Genomic DNA, 18,757 nt, shown 5'->3' with positions numbered 1-18,757 from the left:
CGGGGGTTCGGGGGCTGGCCCCCGACAAGGACCCGCGCCCGGCAGGGCGGCTCGCACACAAGACCCAGCTCCGCCGGCGGCGAGCGGGGGCGCAAAATTCAGCCTCGCCGGCGTTTGAGGCGCGGGGGTTTCGGGGGCTGGCCCCCGACGAGGGCCCGACGCCGGGCGGGCCGCGCCATGGGGTGGACGCTATGCCGTGGGCGCTTCCTCGTCGCCGGGCAGCGAGTCAAGGAAGCCGAGCGCGGTCTGCCAGGTCCGGTCGGCGGCCTCCGCGTCGTAGTCCGGCAGCCCGGGGTCGGTGAAGAGATGCCCCGCCCCCGGGTACCGGTAGACCTCGACATCGGCGCCCGCCCGCCCCATGCCCAGATACCAGGCGGTCAGCCAGTCGTGCGGCTCGAACGGGTCGGGGTCGGCGACATGCAGCTGTACGGGGAGCTCGTCCACCGACGCGTTCTCGGCGATGTCCGAAGTGCCGTGCAGCAGGAGCAGTCCCCGGGCCTTCTCGTCGCCGAGCGCCAGGGTCTGCGCGATGGAGGCCCCCAGGGAGAAGCCCGCGTACACCAGTCCGCGCTCGGAGTAGGGCGCGGCGGCCAGGACCGCACGCTTCAGCAGTTCGTCCGAGCCGATCCCGTCCTTGAAGGCCATGCCGTCCTCGACGGTGTCGAAGGTCTCCCCTCCGTAGAGATCCGGCGTCCACACCTCGTGGCCCGCCTCCCTCAGACGCTCGGCGGCGGACTGAACGGCGGGACGGGGACCGTAGGCGGAATGGAAAAGCATGATGTGCATGGCATCAGGTTACGTTCGAAGACCTGGAGAACGTGCTGCGCCCACCCGGGGGCCGTCCCCCGTTACCGTCCGCGTTCCGCGCCGCCGTTGACCTGGATCACCTGCGCCGTGATGTGCCCCGCCGCCGACGACGCCAGCCAGTGCAGGGTCTGCGCGATGTCCCCGGGGTGCCCGATGCGCCCGGTCGCGGTCTCCGCGATCCGGGAGCGCAGCCGTTCCTCGGGATACGGCACGCCCCCGAAGAAGTCCGTCTCCTCCACCAGCCCCGGCGCCACCGCGTTCACGGTCACCCCGCGCGGCCCCAGTTCCTCGGCGAGCCGGAACGCGTACGGATGGAGCGCGGCCTTCGACGCCGCGTACGGCACCACGCCCGACCCCCGGTAGGCGGCGATGGAGCTGAGGAAGAGCACCCGGCCGCCCGGGGTGGCCAGATGGTCCCGCAGCGCCTCGGTGAGCAGCACGGCGGTCAGGACATTGAGCCGGAAGTTGACCGTCCAGTCGTGGGCGACAGTGTCCAGCGGATCCGGACGCTCCCCCCGCTCCTCCAGCGCTCCGTTGCCGCCCGCGCTGTGGATGAGAACGTCGACGGCCCCGTACTCGCGTTCGATGGACTCCGCGGCACCGCGCACCTGGGCGGGCTCGCTGAGGTCGACGGCGTGGTGGCGGGCGCCGGGGAGCCGTCCGGCCGCCTGTGCGAGCACCTGTTCGCGCCGGCCGAGCAGAACCACCCGGTCGCCGCCGGCGGCGAAGACCTCGGCCGCCGCGAACCCGATCCCGGTACCTCCGCCACTGATCACCACGGTGCGCGCCATGGTCCGGATCCTACGAGGAGCACCCGGCGGGCGGCGGTCAGCGCAGGCTGCGTACGTCCAGATGCCGTAGTACGCGGTCGACCACCTCGGGGTCGGCCCCGGGCTCGCTGCGCGCCGCGAGCACCTCATGGCGGGCGGCGGACATCATCTCGCGCTGGATCCGGCGTACGGTCCTGCCCCGCTCGATCCGCCGGGTGTACCACTCGCGCCGGTCCTCCTCGATGATGTCCGGGCTGATCCGGGCCCCCACCTCGTACGATCCGCGCAGCAGCCGTTCGCTGATGTCCTCGGGCAGCTCCTCGACCTCCTCGATCTCCCGGAGCCGGTGCCGGGCGGCGCGGGCGGCGCGTACCGCGAGGCTGTGCTCCAGTTCGCGTTCGGCGTCGGCGTCGGCGCGTACGCCGAGCCGCCGTACCAGCCAGGGGAGGGTGAGCCCCTGGACGACGAGGGTGCTGAGGATCACCACGAAGGCGATGAAGACGATCTCGGCACGGGCCGGGAAGGGCTCGCCCTGGTCCGTGGTCAGGGGGATGGCGAGGGCGAGGGAGACGGAGGCCACCCCGCGCATCCCGGACCACCACATGACGACGGTCTCCCGCCAGCTGACGGGGATGTCCTCGTCGTAGTCGCGGCGGGTGTGCAGCTGTTTGGCGAGCCAGGTGGCGGGCAGCAGCCAGAGCAGCCGTACGCCGACGACCACGGCGGTGATCAGCGCGCCCCAGCCGAGCAGCACGGGCAGCCGGCCGTCCTCGGTGCCGAAGACGTTGTGGAGTTCGAGTCCGATGAGCCCGAAGGCCACTCCGGTGACCAGGATGTCGATGATCTCCCAGAAGGTGGTCCCGGCGAGCCGTCCCATCACATCGTCCGCGTCGGCGGTGTGCTCGGCGAGGAAGAGCGCGGTGGTGAGGACGGCGAGCACACCGGAGCCGTGCAGCTCCTCGGCGAGCACATAGCTGACGAACGGGACCATCAGCGAGAGGCCGACCTGGAGGGTGGCGTCGCCGAGGAAGCCCATGAGTTTGTTGGAGAGCCAGCCGAGCGCGAGTCCGACGACGACGGCGACCACGGCGGACAGCACCAGCGCTCCGGCGGCGCCGGGCCAGGAGAAGGTTCCGCTGACGGCGGCGGCGATGGCGATGTGGTAGAGCACGATGGCGGTGACGTCGTTGAAGAGTCCTTCGCCCTCCAGGATGGAGACCAGCCGCCGGGGCAGTCCGAGCCGCCCGGCGACGGCGGTGGCGGCGACCGGGTCGGGCGGTGCGACCAGCGCGCCGAGCGCGACCGCGGCGGCGAGTGGCAGCCCGGGGACGATGAACTGGGCGACGGCGGCGACCGCCGCGGTGGTCACGAAGACCAGGGCGACGGCGAGCAGCAGAATCGGCCGTACGTGGGCGGTGAACTGGCGCCAGGAGGTGCGCTGGACGGCGGCGTACAGCAGGGGCGGCAGCACCAGCGGCAGAATGAACTCGGGCGGGATGTCGACGGTCGGCGCGAACGGCAGAAAGGCGACACCGGCCCCGATGAGGGTCATCAGCACGGGCGCGGGAAGATCGAAGCGCTCCCCCAGCGGTACGGTCACCACGGCTCCGAGCAGCAGCACGAGCAGCAGGGCGACTTGGTCCACGGGGTGCCCTCCGGGGGTGATGAGCCTCCACGATCAGGGCATCAGCCTGCCATGCGATACGTCCCATTTACCCGAAATGCCACTTTGCCGTTCGCGCCGCTCGCGGCCCCGGGCCCGGCACGTCCGAAGAGGCGTCCGCCCAGTAGCCGAACGGAAAGGCCCTAGAGCTCCCGCCGCATCGCCCGGTGGGGGGTGCTCCCCTCGAAGAACTCCTCGCCGTACGCCGCGTACCCCAGCCGCTCGTAGAACCCGAGCGCATGGCTCTGGGCGTGCAGATCCACCGCCGCGAGCCCCCGCTCGCGCGCCGCTTCCTCGATCCCCCGGACCAGCGCCGCGCCGATGCCGAGGCCCCGGGCCGCCGCGGTCACCGCGAGCCGGCCCAGCACCCCCACCGAGGCGTCCCCGCCGGTCCTGGCCGCCGCGGCCGGCCCATGGAGCAGCCGTCCCGCGCCCAGGGGCGTCCCGTCCGCGCCGACCGCCAGCAGATGCACGGTGTCGGTGCCCGGCTCGTCGAAGGCGTCGTACTCGATGTCGGCGGGCACCCGCTGCTCGACGACGAAGACCTCTTCGCGGACCGCGAAGCACGCCGCACGGTCGGCGGGGTCCCCGGCGATCCGCACCCGGCAGGAGCGCTCCGCACTCTCGTACGAGCTCTCCCGGACCCGGTCCGGACCGCCCGGGCTCATGCGCTCTCCGCCTCGATCTTCTCCAGGGCCGCGCGCAGATCGTCGGGGTAGGTGCTCTCGAACTCCACCCACTGCCCGTCCGAGGGGTGCTCGAAGCCCAGCCGCACCGCGTGCAGCCACTGCCGGGTCAGCCCGAGCCGCTTGGCCATCGTCGGGTCCGCGCCATAGGTCAGATCGCCCACACAGGGATGCCGGTGCGCGGCCATGTGCACCCGGATCTGATGGGTGCGCCCGGTCTCCAGCTTGATGTCGAGGAGCGAGGCCGCCCGGAAGGCCTCCAGCAGGTCGTAGTGGGTCACCGACGGCTTGCCCTCGGCGGTCACGGCCCACTTGTAGTCGTGCTGGGGGTGGCGTCCGATGGGGGCGTCGATCGTGCCGCTCATCGGGTCCGGGTGTCCCTGCACCAGCGCGTGGTAGCGCTTGTCGACGGTCCGCTCCCGGAACTGCTGCTTGAGCAGGGTGTACGCCCGCTCCGACTTGGCCACCACCATCAGCCCGGAGGTGCCCACGTCCAGCCGGTGCACGATCCCCTGGCGCTCGGCGGCGCCGGAGGTGGAGATGCGGTATCCGGCGGCGGCGAGGCCGCCGATCACCGTGGTGCCGGTCCAGCCGGGGCTGGGGTGCGCGGCCACGCCCACCGGCTTCATGATCACCACGATGTCGTCGTCGTCGTGGACGATCTCCATGCCCTCGACCGGCTCGGCCACGATCTGGACCGGGGCGGGCGCCTGGGGCATCTCGACCTCCAGCCACGCACCCCCGTGCACCCGCTCGGACTTGCCCACGGCAGCGCCGTCGACCAGCACTTTCCCGGCGGAGGCGAGCTCAGCCGCCTTGGTGCGGGAGAACCCGAACATCCGGGAGATGGCGGCGTCGACGCGCTCGCCTTCAAGGCCGTCGGGTACGGGCAGGGTGCGGATCTCGGGAAGCGTGCTCACCCGTCGAGTATGCCTTGCCCGGGGGCGGCCCGGAGCCGTCAGTCCTTGTGGACGGTCCCGTCGGGGTCCAGACCCTTGAAGGAGAGGATCACGATCAGGACGCCGCCGCAGACGATCGCGGTGTCCGCGAGATTGAAGACCGCGAAGTGCGCGGGCGCGATGAAATCGACGACCGCGCCCTTGAACGCCTCGGGAGCACGGAAGATCCGGTCGGTGAGATTGCCGAGCGCGCCGCCGAGCAGCAGGCCCAGCGCGACCGCCCAGGGCAGGCTGTAGAGCTTGCGCGCCAGCCGGATGATCACCACGATCACGGCCGCGGCGATGGCGGTGAAGATCGCGGTGAAGGCCTCGCCGATGCCGAAGGCCGCACCCGCGTTCCGTACCGCCTCGAACCGCAGCCACTCGCCGATGATCTCGATGGGCGGGTGGTGCTCCAGCTTGGCCACCACGATCATCTTGGTGACGAGGTCGGTCAGATACGCGACCACCGCGACCGAGAGCAGCACGGCGATTCTCCGTCTGCCCCTGGGCTGCTCGGCGGGCGCCGCAGCCTCTTCGGCCCCTGCTGAATCCGGCGTACCGATGGTGCGCTCCGCCTCTGCCACGTGAGTCCCTCAACCTAGGTGCCTGACTGACCACGAGGGTACGGCACACACGTACGGGACTCAGCCCCGCCGTTCCTGCTTCTGTTTGCACTCCACACAGAGCGTGGCGCGCGGGAACGCCTGCATACGGGCCTTGCCGATGGGCTTGCCGCAGTTCTCGCAGACACCGTAGGTGCCCGCTTCGAGCCGGAGCAGCGCCCGCTCGGTCTGCTCCAGCATCTCCCGGGCGTTGGCGGCGAGGGAGAGCTCGTGCTCGCGGGTGATGTTCTTGGAGCCGGTGTCGGCGTCATCGCCGCCCGAACCGCCGCCGGAGTCCCGCATCAGCCCCGCCAGCGCCGCCCGGGACGCGGCCAGCTCGCTCTTCAGCCGGGCCGCGTCGCTCTCCAGTTCGGCACGGGCCCCGGCGACCTCCTCGGGGGTCCAGGGGTCCTCGCCGGGCCGTACGGCCAGCTCACCCGGCGCCGATCCGGCCGCCGCACGTGCCGTGGGCACCGCCGCACCGCCGGCGCCGGCAGCCGCGGTCTTCTTCGCTCCCACCGTTCTGGCTCCTGTCTGCTTCGCGGCCTCGGCCGCCCCCTCGGCCGCGGGCGCGGCCTTCTCCGACGCCTTCACGGCCCTGGCTCTCTTCGCCGGCGCCCGTTTCACCTGCGCCTTCTTCGCAGGCGATCGCTTCACCGGCGTCGGATCCGCCGGCGCGCGGATGGGCGCCTGTTCCGTGGCGCTCCCGGCGGCGGGCTCCGGCTCGGCCTTCTCCGCCGTTCTCCGCGCCGTCTTCGCCGCCGTCTTCTTCGCCGCGCTCTTCCTCGGGGCGGCCTTCTTCGCCGCCTTGCGGACGGGCGCCGTGTCCTCCGCGCCCCCGTCCGCCGCCCCGGCGGCGGTGGATCTCGTGGACGCCGAATCCTTCTCGGCGGTCTTCTTCGCCACCATGGCCGCGGCCCCTTCACATATGTGACCTTGCACGCGAATCGTGCTGGGACGATAAATCGACCCCAGCTCCGCGGCAAACGGGGCACGCCGCCGCCACGGCCCCGGCGAAACGGACCTGCATCCGTTGTGCCCAGCTCCCCGCCCCGTAACCCGGCGCCCGGCCAGGCCGCGGACCGCGTCGACGCGCATATGGCCATTCGGGTCATCCGCACGCCGGTGCGCGCGGTCCGGCACACGCCATGGAGCGCATCCGGCGGGCCCGCCCGGCCCGGCCCGCGGGCCGGGCCCCGGAAACCGGGTCGGAACACCGCGCCCCTGGCCCTTACACTGGGCGGAGCGAAAGGCTTGGATGGGGACGAGTAGCGTCGTACGCAGCCATGAGCGACCCGGGGACGGTGCGAGCCCGGGGGCGAGCGCGATGTGAAGCATCACCCCGGAGCCGCCGGAAGAAAACCGCGAGGTGAGTAGAGCCGGCGTCGCGACCCCAATGAGGGGGCGGTGCGCGCCGTGCGCCGCCAAGGAGGGTGGTACCGCGGGAGCGCAGTGGGCTCTCGTCCCTCCGACGGAAGAGAACGCAGTCCGCCGGAGGAGTTTCGATGACACCCCCGCAGTACCGACAGGTGCCCGCCCAGGTCGATCTGCCCGCGCTGGAGCACGCCGTGCTCGACTTCTGGCGCGAGAACAAGGTATTCGCCAAGAGCCTCGCCCAGTCCGAGGGCCGACCCGAGTGGGTCTTCTACGAGGGTCCGCCCACCGCCAACGGCATGCCGGGCGCGCACCACATCGAGGCCCGCGTCTTCAAGGACGTCTTCCCCCGGTTCCGCACCATGCGCGGCTACCACGTGGCCCGTAAGGCCGGCTGGGACTGTCACGGTCTGCCGGTCGAGCTGGCCGTGGAGAAGGAGCTCGGCTTCTCCGGCAAGAAGGACATCGAGGCGTACGGCATCGCCGAGTTCAACGCCAAGTGCCGTGAGTCGGTCTCCCGCCACACCGACGCCTTCGCCGAGCTGACCTCCCGCATGGGCTACTGGGTCGATCTGGACGACGCCTACTGGACCATGAAGCCCGAGTACATCGACTCCGTCTGGTGGTCGCTGAAGGAGATCTTCAACAAGGATCTGCTCGTCCAGGACCACCGCGTCGCGCCCTGGTGCCCGCGCTGTGGCACCGGGCTCTCCGACCATGAGCTCGCCCAGGGGTACGAGACCGTGGTGGACCCCTCGGTCTTCGTCCGCTTCCCGCTGACCTCGGGCCCGCTGGCGGGCGAGGCGGCGCTGCTGGTGTGGACGACCACCCCGTGGACACTGGTGTCCAACACGGCGGTGGCCGCGCACCCCGGCGTCACCTAGGTGGTGGCCACGGACGGCACGGAGCGGCTCATCGTCGCCGAGCAGCTGGTCGAGAAGGCCCTCGGCGAGGGCTGGGAGCTCACGGGGCAGTCGTTCACCGGCGCGGAGATGGAGCGCTGGACCTATCAGCGTCCCTTCGAGCTGATCGAGTTCCCCGCCGAGGCGCACTACGTGGTGAACGCGGAGTACGTCACCACCGAGGACGGCACGGGTCTGGTGCACCAGTCCCCCGCCTTCGGCGAGGACGACCTCAAGGTCTGCCGCGCGTACGGACTGCCGGTGGTGAACCCGGTCCGCCCGGACGGCACCTTCGAGGAGGACGTGCCGCTGGTCGGCGGCCTCTTCTTCAAGAAGGCGGACGAACAGCTCACCGCGGACCTCCAGGAGCGCGGCCGGCTCTTCCGGCACACCCCGTACGAGCACAGCTACCCGCACTGCTGGCGCTGCCACACCGCGCTGCTCTACTACGCGCAGCCGTCCTGGTACATCCGCACCACCGCGGTCAAGGACCGGCTGATCGAGGAGAACGAGAACACCAACTGGTTCCCGGACTCGGTCAAGCACGGCCGGTTCGGCGACTGGCTGAACAACAACGTCGACTGGGCCCTCTCCCGTAACCGCTACTGGGGCACCCCGCTGCCGATCTGGCGCTGCGAGGAGAACCATCTGACCTGTGTGGGCTCGCGGGCGGAGCTGACCGAGCTCACGGGCACGGACCAGTCGTCGCTCGACCCGCACCGGCCGTTCATCGACGAGGTCACCTTCGCCTGCCCGCAGTGCTCGGGGACGGCGACCCGGGTTCCCGAGGTCATCGACGCCTGGTACGACTCGGGCTCGATGCCGTTCGCGCAGTGGGGCTACCCGTACCAGAACAAGGAGCTCTTCGAGGAGCGCTACCCGGCGCAGTTCATCTCGGAGGCGATCGACCAGACGCGCGGCTGGTTCTACACGCTGATGGCGGTGGGCACGCTCGTCTTCGACAAGTCCTCGTATGAAAACGTCGTCTGCCTGGGCCATATCCTCGCCGAGGACGGCCGGAAGATGTCCAAGCACCTCGGGAACATCCTTCAGCCCATCCCGCTGATGGACCAGCACGGCGCGGACGCGGTGCGCTGGTTCATGGCGGCCGGCGGCTCACCGTGGTCGGCTCGCCGGGTGGGACACGGCACCATCCAGGAGGTCGTGCGCAAGACCCTGCTGACCTACTGGAACACGGTCGCCTTCCAGGCGCTGTACGCGCGTACGTCGAACTGGTCGCCGTCCGCGGCCGACCCGGCTCCGGCCGAGCGCACCGTTCTGGACCGCTGGCTGCTCAGCGAGCTGAACGCGCTGGTGGACCAGGTCACCCAGGCGATGGAGTCCTACAACACCCAGCGCGCCGGAAAGCTGCTGTCGGCGTTCGTCGACGATCTGTCGAACTGGTATGTGCGCCGGTCCCGCCGCCGCTTCTGGCAGGGGGACGCCGCCGCGCTGCGGACGCTGCACGATGTGATCGAGACCGTCACCCGGCTGATGGCCCCTCTCACCCCGTTCATCACCGAGCGGGTCTGGCAGGACCTGGTGGTTCCGGTGACGCCGGACGCGCCGGAGTCGGTGCATCTCTCCACCTGGCCGGCCGCCGATCTGAACGCGATCGACCCGGTGCTCTCCCAGCGGATGGCGCTGGTGCGCCGGCTCGTCGAGCTGGGCCGGGCCACCCGCGCCGAGTCGGGGGTGAAGACGCGTCAGCCGCTGTCGCGTGCGCTGGTGGCGGCGACCGGCTTCGACGCGCTCTCTCCGGAGCTGCGTGCGCAGATCACCGAGGAGCTCAACGTCTCCTCAGTGGCGGCGCTGTCGGAGGTGGGCGGTTCGCTGGTCGACACCTCCGCGAAGGCGAACTTCCGCGCGCTGGGCAAGCGTTTCGGCAAGGGCGTCCAGGCGGTGGCGAAGGCGGTCGCCGAGGCGGACGCCGCCGCGCTCTCCCTGGCGCTGCGCGAGGGCACGGCGTCGGTGACGGTGGACGGCGAGACGGTCGCCCTCTCTCCCGATGAGGTGATCATCACGGAGACTCCGCGTGAGGGCTGGTCGGTGGCGTCGGACGCGGGCGCGACGGTGGCGCTGGATCTGGACATCACCCCGGAACTGCGGCTGGCGGGCCTGGCCCGTGACGCGATCCGGCTGATCCAGGAGGCCCGTAAGAACAGCGGCCTGGACGTGGCGGACCGGATCGCGGTGGTGTGGGCCTCCCAGGACGCCTCCACGACCGAGGCGCTCACGTCCCACTCGCCGCTGATCGCGGACGAGGTCCTGGCGACGTCCTTCACGGAGTCGGCCCCGGACGGCTCCTTCGGTGAGGCGTTCACGGATGAGTCGCTCTCCCTGACCTTCCATCTCCGTAAGGTCTGATCGATCCGCTCCCTCAGGGGCCGTGGTCCTAAGCCGGGACCACGGCCCCTGTCTTTTTGCCCCCTAGGACGTATCCGAACGGGAGACGCAGAGAGGCCGGGCCCGGGACTGTCGTCCCGGGCCCGGCCTCTCTGTCTGCCGACGGCTACGCGCTCAGCGCGTGACCGATGTCAGTTGTCGTCCTCGTCGATGAGGAAGCCCCTCATCGGTGCCGGCGCCTGCTGCATCGGCTGCGGCGCCTGCGGGCGGACCGGAGCCATCGGCTGCGTCATCGCCGGAGACATCTGCTGCTGGCCGCCGTACGAAGGGGCTCCGCCCATCGACGGGGGACCGCCCATCGGCTGTCCCATCGACGGCGGGCCGCCCATGGAGTGCCCCATGGAGGGGGCGCCGGCGGATGCCATCGACGGGGACGGCGGCAGCGAAGCGGCGGACGGAGAGCGCGGCGGAGCCAGCGAGTCATCGGCCTGGGTCTCCAGCTGACGGAGCTGGCTCTCCAGGTACGACTTCAGCCGGGTGCGGTACTCGCGCTCGAAGCCGCGCAGATCCTCGACCTTGCGCTCCAGCGTGGCGCGCGCGGACTCCAGCGAGCCCATCGCGACACGGTGCTTCTCCTGTGCGTCCCGCTCCAGGGCGTCGGCCTTGGCGCGGGCGTCCCGCTCCAGGCCCTCGGCGCGCGAACGCGCCTCGCCGACAATCTTGTTGGCCTCGGAACGGGCCTCCGCGATCGCCTGGTCAGCGGTCTGCTGCGCCAGCGAGAGCACCCGGGCAGCGCTGTCGCCGCCGGGGCCCTGAGCAGGCTGCTGCATCTGCTGGCCATGACCGCCCATGGGATTGCCCATCGGGCCGCCCATGGGGTTGCCCTGCATGGGGCCGTTGCCCTGCATGGGACCGTTGCCCTGCATGGGACCGCCGGGGCCGCCCATCGGGCCGCCGTGGCTGGGACCGGCCGGCAGCTGAGGAGCTCCACCGGGCAGCTGGGGGGGACCCATCTGCGGGGGCTGCTGCTGCTGGACGGGGGGTCCTGATATGGCGGCGGGTACCGGGGCTCCCGGTCCGCCGCGGCCGTCCTGCGGCTCCGGCGGCTTGCGCATGCCCTGCTGCTGCTGGTTCTGTGCGGCCGCACGAGTCGCGGCGGCCAGCTTGGCGCGCAGGTCCTCGTTCTCGCGGAGCAGGCGGGTCAGTTCGGATTCGACCTCGTCGAGGAAGGCATCGACCTCGTCCTCGTCATAGCCTTCTCGAAGGCGGACGGTCGTGAACTGCTTGTTCCGCACGTCCTCAGGGGTCAGCGGCATCTCTTCTTCACCTCTACGTAGTCGTCGGCAGTCGGCAAGACCGTATCGTCCACATCTATCCCCCTCATGTCGCGAAGCGACCCACGATATTGAGCAGGATGTAGACGATGATCATCAGAACGAAGAAGGACAGGTCGAGTGCCACGCCCCCGAGACGCAACGGCGGGATGAGCCGCCGAAGGAGCTTGAGTGGTGGATCGGTGACAGTGTAGGTGGCCTCAAGGACGACCACCATCGCCTTACCGGGTTGCCATGAACGGGCGAACTGGAAGACGTACTCCATGACCAGTCGGAAAATCAGCACGACCAGGAAGCACATCAGCGCGATGTAGACCACCTGCAGTGCGACGCCCATTCCGCGTTTCCCTCTCCCCTGTGCATTCCGTGTTCCGGCCGGTGGGCCGGGTCGTCCCGGTGTGGTGCTGCTAGCTCTGGTTGAAGAAACCGCCCTCTGCGATACGGGCCTTGTCCTCCGCCGTGACATCGACGTTAGCAGGCGACAACAGGAACACCTTCTGCGTCACCCGTTCAATGCTGCCATGGAGACCGAAGACAAGTCCCGCGGCAAAGTCGACAAGTCGCTTTGCGTCGGTGTCGTCCATCTCGGTGAGATTCATGATCACCGGGGTCCCCTCGCGGAAGTGTTCCCCGATGGTACGGGCTTCGTTGTACGTCCGAGGGTGCAGAGTGGTGATGCGGTAAGGCTCCCGCTCGGACACGACCTTGGGCATGATCACCGGTGCGTTCTTCTCCAGGCTCGGACGTTCAGGTGTGATGGATGCCACGGGGGCGATTCGTGCCGGACGCCCGTTTTCTGCGGGTAGCGAAGCGGGAATTGACATCGGTTCACGCTGCGGCGGAGGCTGCACCGCCCGTACCGGCTCCTCGCGTTCCACCTGGTGCGGGGGCTGGTGCCGCCGATGGTCCCGCTCGGGCTCCGGCTCGGGTTCGAAGTCGTCGTCGGGATCGAAACCCCGGCCGTCGTATCCATCGTCCTCCACGAGGCCGAGGTAGACCGCCATCTTGCGCATCGCGCCGGCCATTGCTCTGAGTCCTCCGCTCTGTGGTGGATCGCCCTAGTCACGAATGTCGCATTGTCACCAAGTGCCCGCGATCCACTGGGTCTGCCCGCTTCTCTACGGGATGACCATATTTTGTGCTGTGGTCCGACTTCTTGGCGACGTTACCCGAGCCGGGGACGGACTCCGAGTACCGCAGTGCCGACGCGTACATGTGTCGCCCCGGCGGCCACGGCTTCTTCGAGGTCCGCGCTCATCCCCGCCGACACCATGTTCGCAGCAGGATGCCCGACGCGCAGGCCGGATGAGAATTCCAGCAGCCGCTCGAACGCCGCGCGTTGGCGGCCGGCGTACGGCCCGGCCAGTGGTGCCACGGTCATCAGACCGCCGAGCCTCAGGCCCGGCGCCGATTCGACGGCGGCGGCCAGTTGCTCGATTCCGTCGGGCGCGACCCCGCCGCGCTCCCCGCGTGCGCCGGCGTCGGCGTCGAGCGCCACCTGAATCAGACAGCCGAGTTCGCGTCCGGCGCGCACGGCCGCCGTGGAGAGCGCCGTGACAAGTCTCATGCGGTCAATCGACTGCACTACATCGGCATAACCGGCTACAGAACGAACTTTATTGGTCTGCAACTGACCGACAAAATGCCAACTCAGATCGAGATCCGCACAAGCCGCCGCTTTGGGAGCCGCGTCCTGATCCCGGTTCTCGGCGACATTCCTCACACCGAGTTCATGCAGCAGCCGGACATCCGACGCGGGATAGGTCTTGGTGACCACGATGAGGGTCACCTCGTCCCGGTCGCGCCCGGCGGCGGCACAGGCGGAGGCGATACGTTCCTCCACCGTCGCCAGATTCGCCGCGAGTTCGGCCCTGCGATCCAGGGGACCGCCGTCCGGGCCCGGGGTGTCGTGGCGGTCCGTCATGCTGCGCTCTCTTCTGCGGGGGAAGCGGCGTCCGGCTCCCCGGAGAGCGGCGCCAGCCAGACATATCCGGCGAGCCGCCCGGTGGTGCGGTCGCGGCGGTACGAGTAGTGGTCCTGCGACTCCAGTGTGCAGACCGGGGACGCCTGCCGGTCGCGCACCCCGAGCGCTTCGAGCTGGGCGTGGACTCCGGCGGTCACATCGACGGCCGGGGTGCCCCAGCTGGTCTCGGACCAGGCGGCCGGTTCGACCGAGGCCACCTCGGCCCGCATCTGCTCGGGGACTTCATAGCACCGGCCGCAGACCGCGGGCCCGGTGCGGGCGATGATCCGCTCCGGCCGGGCGCCGGCGGCCGTCATCGCCTCGACGGTGGCCGGCACGATGCCGGCGACCATTCCGGGACGGCCCGCGTGAGCGGCGGCCACCACTCCGGCGACCGGATCGGCCAGCAGGACGGGGGTGCAGTCGGCGGTCAGCACCGCGAGGGCGAGCCCCCGCCGGGTGGTGACCACCCCGTCCACACACGGCACGGAACCCTCGCCCCAGGGTCCCTCGACCCGGGCGACCTCCCGGCCGTGGACCTGGTTCATCCAGACGACCCGGTCCGGGTCCAGGCCCAGTTCCCCGGCGGCGATGGCCCGGTTGGCCCGTACGGCTGCGGGGTCGTCGCCGACCGCGCCGCCGAGGTTCAGCTCCTCGTACGGAACGGCGCTCACCCCGCCCCACCGGTCGGTGAAGGCGAAGTGCGCGCCGTTCGCGTGTATCGCGCCGTGCCGCTCGGTCACTTCAGGAAGTCCGGTACATCCAGCTCTTCGGCCGAGGTGTCCGGGTAGGGACGGGCCGGGGGGACCTGCGGAGCGGACGGACCCAGGTCGCCCGAGAGGGAGACGGGCTCGGCCGCGGGCTCCTCGCGGCGCGGCACACTGCCCAGTCCGCCGGACGGACGCGGGCTCTCGGTGCGGGCCGGCGCGGACTGCGGCTCCTCGCGCTTGGCCGACGAGCCGAGCACGGTGTCCCGACGGGCGGGCGGCTGCCCGCCGTCGAACCCGGCGGCGATGACGGTGACCCGGACCTCGTCGCCGAGGGCGTCGTCGATGACGGCGCCGAAGATGATGTTGGCCTCGGGGTGCGCGGCCTCGCTCACCAGCTGGGCCGCCTCATTGATCTCGAAGAGACCGAGGTCGGAGCCGCCGGAGATGGAGAGCAGCACCCCGCGGGCGCCGTCGATGGACGCTTCCAGGAGCGGCGAGGAGATCGCCATCTCCGCCGCGGCCACCGCGCGGTCGTCGCCGCGCGCCGAGCCGATGCCCATGAGCGCCGATCCGGCCTCGGACATCACCGACTTGACGTCGGCGAAGTCCAGGTTGATCAGACCGGGCGTGGTGATCAGGTCGGTGATGCCCTGGACGCCGGAGAGCAGCACCTGGTCCGCGGACTTGAACGCGTCAAGAACGCTCACCTGGCGGTCCGAGATGGACAGCAGCCGGTCGTTGGGAATCACGATGAGGGTGTCGACCTCTTCGCGGAGCTCGGCGATGCCGTCCTCTGCCTGGTTGGCGCGGCGGCGGCCCTCGAAGGTGAAGGGGCGGGTGACCACGCCGATCGTCAGAGCGCCCAGCGAGCGGGCGATGTTGGCCACGACGGGCGCGCCGCCGGTGCCGGTGCCGCCGCCTTCTCCGGCGGTGACGAAGACCATGTCGGCCCCCTTGAGGACCTCCTCGATCTCCTCTCGGTGGTCCTCGGCGGCCTTGCGGCCGACGGCCGGATTGGCGCCGGCCCCGAGGCCGCGGGTCAGTTCCCGGCCGACGTCGAGCTTGACGTCGGCGTCGCTCATCAACAGTGCCTGCGCGTCGGTGTTGATGGCGATGAACTCGACGCCCTTGAGACCGACCTCGATCATTCGGTTGATGGCATTGACACCACCGCCGCCGACACCGATGACCTTGATGACTGCGAGGTAGTTCTGCGGTGCTGCCACGTCGAAGGCCTCTCGCCTCGAAATACGTGTCGTCACCACGCGATTCACGCGCCGCGACGACGGATGCCGATGGGACGGTCCGAAACGCCGACCCAAACCCTAACGTTGAAGTTTAGGGTTACCAGTGTGACTGTTCGTTGGACTCTTCCGAACAGGACACTAAGTCGACAAGTGGCGCGCGTTCAACGAACACGCCGAACCTCCCGTTTTTCTTTTCACCCTATGTGATCAGGCATTGCGCTGACCAGCCAGGGGGCTGGCCAGCCCGTTTCTCCGTCAACTCATCGACGCGGCAGGGGCGGTGGGGGCGCTCACATCGAAGTGCCGGGCCTTCGGCACGCCTTTCATGAGCGCCGTGAGCGCCCGCGCCTTCGCCTCGCCGTCCTCCGGACTCCCCCAGATCACCGTGCGGTCGCCGGTCAACTCCAGAGCGATGTAGTCGTATGAACGCACTGCGACGGTACGGGTGTCGGCGGCGACCTTCGCGGGCAGCTGCCCCCTGACCCGCACCGCCTCCTCGACCAGCCGGTCGGTCGGGAATCTGCGCAGGCTCGCCGCGCCGTCCACGGTCAGTTCCAGTCGGGAAACGTCCTTGGGAGCCTCGTCGACCGTAGCGAAACGGACGCCTTCACGGTCCACTTCGACAAAACGGGACCCCTTCCGGAGAATCAGCACGGCCCGGCGTTCGGTCACCTCCAGGGTGACCCCCCGCGGCCAGGACCGGGATACCTCGACCGAGTCGATCCGGGGCAGCCGTTGACGCAGCCGTGCCTCGATCCGGTCCGTGTCGACGGAGACCACCGGAGCGCCCATCGGCACCTCGGCCGCCGCGCGCACCTGCCGTGACGTCAGCGCGTCGGCGCCGGTGACCCGCACCCGCTCCACCCGCAGCCAGTCGGACCCGTACAGCAGCCAGATCACGCCCGCGGCGAGCGCGGCGGCGGCGAGGCCGATCAGCAGGACGCGCAGGCCAGGCAGGCGCCTCGGCCGGGCTCCGGGGCCGCCGGAGGGCGGGCCGGACGCGCCCTTGGGACGGCGCGAGGGTCTGCGCGCACCGCGTTCGGCGGTGGTGGGTCCGGCCACGCTCTCCCGGTCTCCTTCCGGCTGGGCCCGGGGTCTCCCCCGGGCCGCACGGCGTCACGCCTGCCGGCGTGCCGCGATCGCCTCGTACACCATGCCGACCAGCAGATCGTCGGCGTCCCTGCGGCCGAACTCGGCCGCCGCCCGGGACATCTCGTACAGCCGGTGCGGATCGGCCAGCACCGGAAGGACATGGCCCTGGACCCACTGGGGGGTCAGCTCGGCGTCGTCGACCAGCAGCCCGCCGCCGGCCTTCACCACCGGCTGGGCGTTCAGCCGCTGTTCGCCGTTGCCGATCGGCAGCGGGACATACGCGGCGGGGAGCCCCACGGCGGAGAGTTCGGCGACGGTCATCGCGCCCGCGCGGCAGAGCATCATGTCGGCCGCGGCGTACGCGAGATCCATCCGGTCCACATACGGTACCGGGATATACGGCGGCATTCCGGGCATGTTGTCCACATGCGGCAGTTCATTCTTCGGGCCGACCGCGTGCAGGATCTGGATGCCGGAGCGCTGGAGGATCGGGGCGGCCTGCTGGACGACCTCGTTGAGGCGGCGGGCGCCCTGGGATCCGCCGGAGACCAGCAGGGTGGGCAGATGGGGGTCCAGACCGAATGCCTCGCGCGCCTCGGGGCGCACCCGTGCGCGGTCCAGGGTGGCGATGGAGTGGCGCAGCGGAATGCCGATATAGCGGGAGTTGCGCAGTTTGCTGTCGGGCGTGGCGACGGCCACCCCGGCGGCGTACCGCGATCCGATCTTGTTGGCGAGCCCGGGGCGGGCGTTGGCCTCGTGGACCACGATCGGCACTCCGCGCCGTTTGGCGGCGAGATAGCCGGGCAGGGCGACATAGCCGCCGAAGCCGACGACGCAGTCCGCCTTGGTGCGCTCCAGGATCTGCTCGGCGGCCTTGATGGTCCCGCGCAGCCGCCCCGGTACGGTGATCAGCTCCGGCGTCGGCTTGCGTGGCAGCGGAACGGCGGGGATGAGCGCCAGCTCATAGCCGCGTTCGGGGACGAGTCTGGTCTCCAGTCCGCGTTCCGTGCCGAGGGCCGTGATCCCCACGGTGGGGTCCTGCCTCCGCAGGGCGTCCGCGAGGGCGAGCGCGGGCTCGATGTGGCCGGCGGTCCCCCCACCGGCGAGTACGACATGCACCGAAATTCACCGCTCTCCGGACGGACGCTTCTTGACGCGCCGTCTCATCGTCTTCCATCTCACCCCTGGCCTCCGCATGGCCAGGGCCGCCTTCGCGGCGGGATCCTCCCGCGCGAAGGCGATCAGCAGCCCGATAGCGAACATGGACGGCAGCAGGGCCGACCCTCCGTAGGAGAACAGCGGGAGCGGCACTCCGGCGATCGGCAGCAGGCCGAGCACCGCACCGATGTTGACCGTGGCCTGGGCCATGATCCAGGTGGTCACACCTCCCGCCGCGTACCTGACGAAGGGATCCTCCGTGCGTCCGGCCACGCGGATACCCGCATAGCCTAGAGCCGCGAACAGGGCGAGTACCGACAGCGTCCCCGCCAACCCCAGTTCCTCACCGGCGATGGCGAAGATGAAATCGGTGTGCGCCTCAGGGAGTTGACCCCATTTTTCCACACTTGCCCCGAGTCCGGAACCGAACCATCCGCCGGAGGCGAGAGCGTAGATTCCATGGACCGCCTGCCAGCACTCGCCCTTGGGGCCGAGGTCGATGGCGCCGATGCACATCAGCCGGGACATCCGGTTCTCGCTCGTTCTGATGAGCATGAACCCGACCAGCGCGGCGATGGAGAGCACTCCGGCGAAGAGCCGGGTGGGCGCTCCGGCGAGCCACAGCAGCCCGAAGAGGATCGCGGTGAGGATGATCGCCGTGCCCATGTCGCCGCCGAGCATGATCAGACCCAGCAGCATGAAGGCGACCGGGACCAGCGGGACGAGCATGTGCTTCCACTGGGCGAGCAGCCGCCTGTCCTGTTTGCGGGCGAGCAGATCGGCGCCCCAGAGGACCAGTGCCAGCTTGCCGAACTCACTGGGCTGGAGCTGGAAACCGGCGCCGAGCTGAAGCCAGTTCTGGTTGCCGCCGACGGATTCCCCTATGCCCGGGATCTGCACCAGCACCATCAGGAAGACGGTCGTCAGCAGCAGTGGATAGGCCAGCGCGCGGTGCAGCCGGGAGGGGATCCGGGAGGCGAGCAGCAGCAGTCCGGTGCCGATGACGGCGGCGAGGAACTGTTTGCGGAAGAAGTACGAGCTCGGGAGGGAGAGCGACAGCGCCTTGATCATCGAGGCGGAGTAGACCATCACCAGACCGAGCACGGTGATCAGCAGAGCGCTGCCGAGGATCACATAGTAGGCGGTGAGCGGCCGGTCCCAG

At 70.3% G+C, this 18,757-nt stretch carries 17 protein-coding genes and 1 pseudogene; 2 read left to right on the top strand and 16 right to left on the bottom strand.

Translation table 11 applies throughout. From position 1 onward, the window contains the following. Window positions 1-189: 189 nt before the first annotated feature. From FF041_RS08565 to FF041_RS40290, 7 genes are all read right to left on the bottom strand, one after another. Window positions 190-786 (bottom strand): dienelactone hydrolase family protein, encoded by a 597-nt coding sequence (locus tag FF041_RS08565; RefSeq protein WP_153521722.1) that lies wholly within the window; start codon window positions 784-786, stop codon window positions 190-192. 62 nt (window positions 787-848) lie between these two features. Then, the gene (locus tag FF041_RS08560) at window positions 849-1,598 is read right to left on the bottom strand and encodes an SDR family NAD(P)-dependent oxidoreductase (RefSeq protein WP_153521721.1); all 750 of its coding nucleotides are present in this window, start codon (window positions 1,596-1,598) and stop codon (window positions 849-851) included. Window positions 1,599-1,635: 37 nt separating this feature from the next. Continuing rightward, complete coding sequence (locus FF041_RS08555) at window positions 1,636-3,222, bottom strand: Na+/H+ antiporter (RefSeq protein ID WP_323391460.1); 1,587 nt, start codon at window positions 3,220-3,222, stop codon at window positions 1,636-1,638. Between the two features lie 161 nt (window positions 3,223-3,383). After that, the gene (locus FF041_RS08550; RefSeq protein WP_153521720.1) at window positions 3,384-3,908 is read right to left on the bottom strand and encodes a GNAT family N-acetyltransferase; all 525 of its coding nucleotides are present in this window, start codon (window positions 3,906-3,908) and stop codon (window positions 3,384-3,386) included. After that, window positions 3,905-4,846 (bottom strand): RluA family pseudouridine synthase, encoded by a 942-nt coding sequence (locus FF041_RS08545; protein ID WP_323372407.1) that lies wholly within the window; start codon window positions 4,844-4,846, stop codon window positions 3,905-3,907. The genes FF041_RS08550 and FF041_RS08545 overlap by 4 nt, the downstream gene beginning before the upstream one ends. A gap of 38 nt (window positions 4,847-4,884) precedes the next feature. Beyond that, window positions 4,885-5,451 carry a signal peptidase II gene (lspA, locus tag FF041_RS08540; protein ID WP_323372408.1) on the bottom strand — a complete coding sequence of 189 codons (567 nt, stop codon included), beginning with the start codon at window positions 5,449-5,451 and terminating at the stop codon, window positions 4,885-4,887. Between the two features lie 60 nt (window positions 5,452-5,511). Next, window positions 5,512-5,943 carry a TraR/DksA family transcriptional regulator gene (locus FF041_RS40290; protein WP_323372409.1) on the bottom strand — a complete coding sequence of 144 codons (432 nt, stop codon included), beginning with the start codon at window positions 5,941-5,943 and terminating at the stop codon, window positions 5,512-5,514. Here FF041_RS40290 and FF041_RS38860 point away from each other — a divergent pair. Both FF041_RS38860 and ileS read left to right on the top strand, forming a co-directional pair. Beyond that, the gene (locus tag FF041_RS38860; protein ID WP_323391459.1) at window positions 5,936-6,403 is read left to right on the top strand and encodes a hypothetical protein; all 468 of its coding nucleotides are present in this window, start codon (window positions 5,936-5,938) and stop codon (window positions 6,401-6,403) included. The genes FF041_RS40290 and FF041_RS38860 overlap by 8 nt on opposite strands. 571 nt (window positions 6,404-6,974) lie before the next feature. After that, window positions 6,975-10,112, top strand: a pseudogene (gene ileS, locus FF041_RS08530) (isoleucine--tRNA ligase). A 170-nt stretch (window positions 10,113-10,282) separates the two neighbouring features. On the opposite strand, the gene FF041_RS08525 reads toward ileS, so the two are convergent. The 9 genes from FF041_RS08525 to ftsW all read right to left on the bottom strand — a co-directional run. Continuing rightward, window positions 10,283-11,407: a DivIVA domain-containing protein gene (locus FF041_RS08525; protein ID WP_153487057.1), complete on the bottom strand. Its 1,125-nt coding sequence runs from the start codon at window positions 11,405-11,407 to the stop codon at window positions 10,283-10,285. A 64-nt stretch (window positions 11,408-11,471) separates the two neighbouring features. Next, window positions 11,472-11,762 (bottom strand): YggT family protein, encoded by a 291-nt coding sequence (locus FF041_RS08520; RefSeq protein ID WP_153487058.1) that lies wholly within the window; start codon window positions 11,760-11,762, stop codon window positions 11,472-11,474. 70 nt (window positions 11,763-11,832) lie between these two features. After that, complete coding sequence (locus tag FF041_RS08515; protein WP_153487059.1) at window positions 11,833-12,450, bottom strand: cell division protein SepF; 618 nt, start codon at window positions 12,448-12,450, stop codon at window positions 11,833-11,835. A gap of 140 nt (window positions 12,451-12,590) precedes the next feature. Next, window positions 12,591-13,349 carry a YggS family pyridoxal phosphate-dependent enzyme gene (locus FF041_RS08510; RefSeq protein ID WP_153521718.1) on the bottom strand — a complete coding sequence of 253 codons (759 nt, stop codon included), beginning with the start codon at window positions 13,347-13,349 and terminating at the stop codon, window positions 12,591-12,593. Further along, complete coding sequence (gene pgeF / locus FF041_RS08505; protein WP_323391458.1) at window positions 13,346-14,131, bottom strand: peptidoglycan editing factor PgeF; 786 nt, start codon at window positions 14,129-14,131, stop codon at window positions 13,346-13,348. Before pgeF ends, FF041_RS08510 begins: the two co-directional genes overlap by 4 nt. Beyond that, window positions 14,128-15,324: a cell division protein FtsZ gene (gene ftsZ, locus FF041_RS08500; protein WP_323372412.1), complete on the bottom strand. Its 1,197-nt coding sequence runs from the start codon at window positions 15,322-15,324 to the stop codon at window positions 14,128-14,130. The genes pgeF and ftsZ overlap by 4 nt, the downstream gene beginning before the upstream one ends. Window positions 15,325-15,600: 276 nt before the next feature. Further along, window positions 15,601-16,407, bottom strand: coding sequence for a cell division protein FtsQ/DivIB (locus FF041_RS08495; RefSeq protein ID WP_323391457.1), 807 nt, complete (start codon window positions 16,405-16,407; stop codon window positions 15,601-15,603). A 54-nt stretch (window positions 16,408-16,461) separates the two neighbouring features. Continuing rightward, complete coding sequence (murG, locus tag FF041_RS08490) at window positions 16,462-17,556, bottom strand: undecaprenyldiphospho-muramoylpentapeptide beta-N-acetylglucosaminyltransferase (RefSeq protein ID WP_323372414.1); 1,095 nt, start codon at window positions 17,554-17,556, stop codon at window positions 16,462-16,464. A gap of 6 nt (window positions 17,557-17,562) precedes the next feature. Beyond that, window positions 17,563-18,757, bottom strand: a 1,195-nt coding sequence (ftsW, locus tag FF041_RS08485) for a putative lipid II flippase FtsW (protein ID WP_153521717.1), incomplete at its 5' end; no start/stop codon positions are given.

The organism is Streptomyces jumonjinensis, assembly GCF_009600885.1.
In the GTDB taxonomy this organism is placed as follows: Bacteria; Actinomycetota; Actinomycetes; order Streptomycetales; family Streptomycetaceae; genus Streptomyces; species Streptomyces jumonjinensis.
This window is presented reverse-complemented; position numbering and strand designations above follow the sequence as displayed.

Excerpts from the sequence above, each read along its gene's own strand:
- FF041_RS08565 (WP_153521722.1), bottom strand. The coding sequence starts at position 786 with ATGCACATCATGCTTTTCCATTCCGCCTACGGTCCCCGTCCCGCCGTT.
- FF041_RS08560 (WP_153521721.1), bottom strand. The coding sequence starts at position 1,598 with ATGGCGCGCACCGTGGTGATCAGTGGCGGAGGTACCGGGATCGGGTTC.
- FF041_RS08550 (WP_153521720.1), bottom strand. The coding sequence starts at position 3,908 with ATGAGCCCGGGCGGTCCGGACCGGGTCCGGGAGAGCTCGTACGAGAGT.
- FF041_RS08525 (WP_153487057.1), bottom strand. The coding sequence starts at position 11,407 with ATGCCGCTGACCCCTGAGGACGTGCGGAACAAGCAGTTCACGACCGTC.
- FF041_RS08520 (WP_153487058.1), bottom strand. The coding sequence starts at position 11,762 with ATGGGCGTCGCACTGCAGGTGGTCTACATCGCGCTGATGTGCTTCCTG.
- FF041_RS08515 (WP_153487059.1), bottom strand. The coding sequence starts at position 12,450 with ATGGCCGGCGCGATGCGCAAGATGGCGGTCTACCTCGGCCTCGTGGAG.
- FF041_RS08510 (WP_153521718.1), bottom strand. The coding sequence starts at position 13,349 with ATGACGGACCGCCACGACACCCCGGGCCCGGACGGCGGTCCCCTGGAT.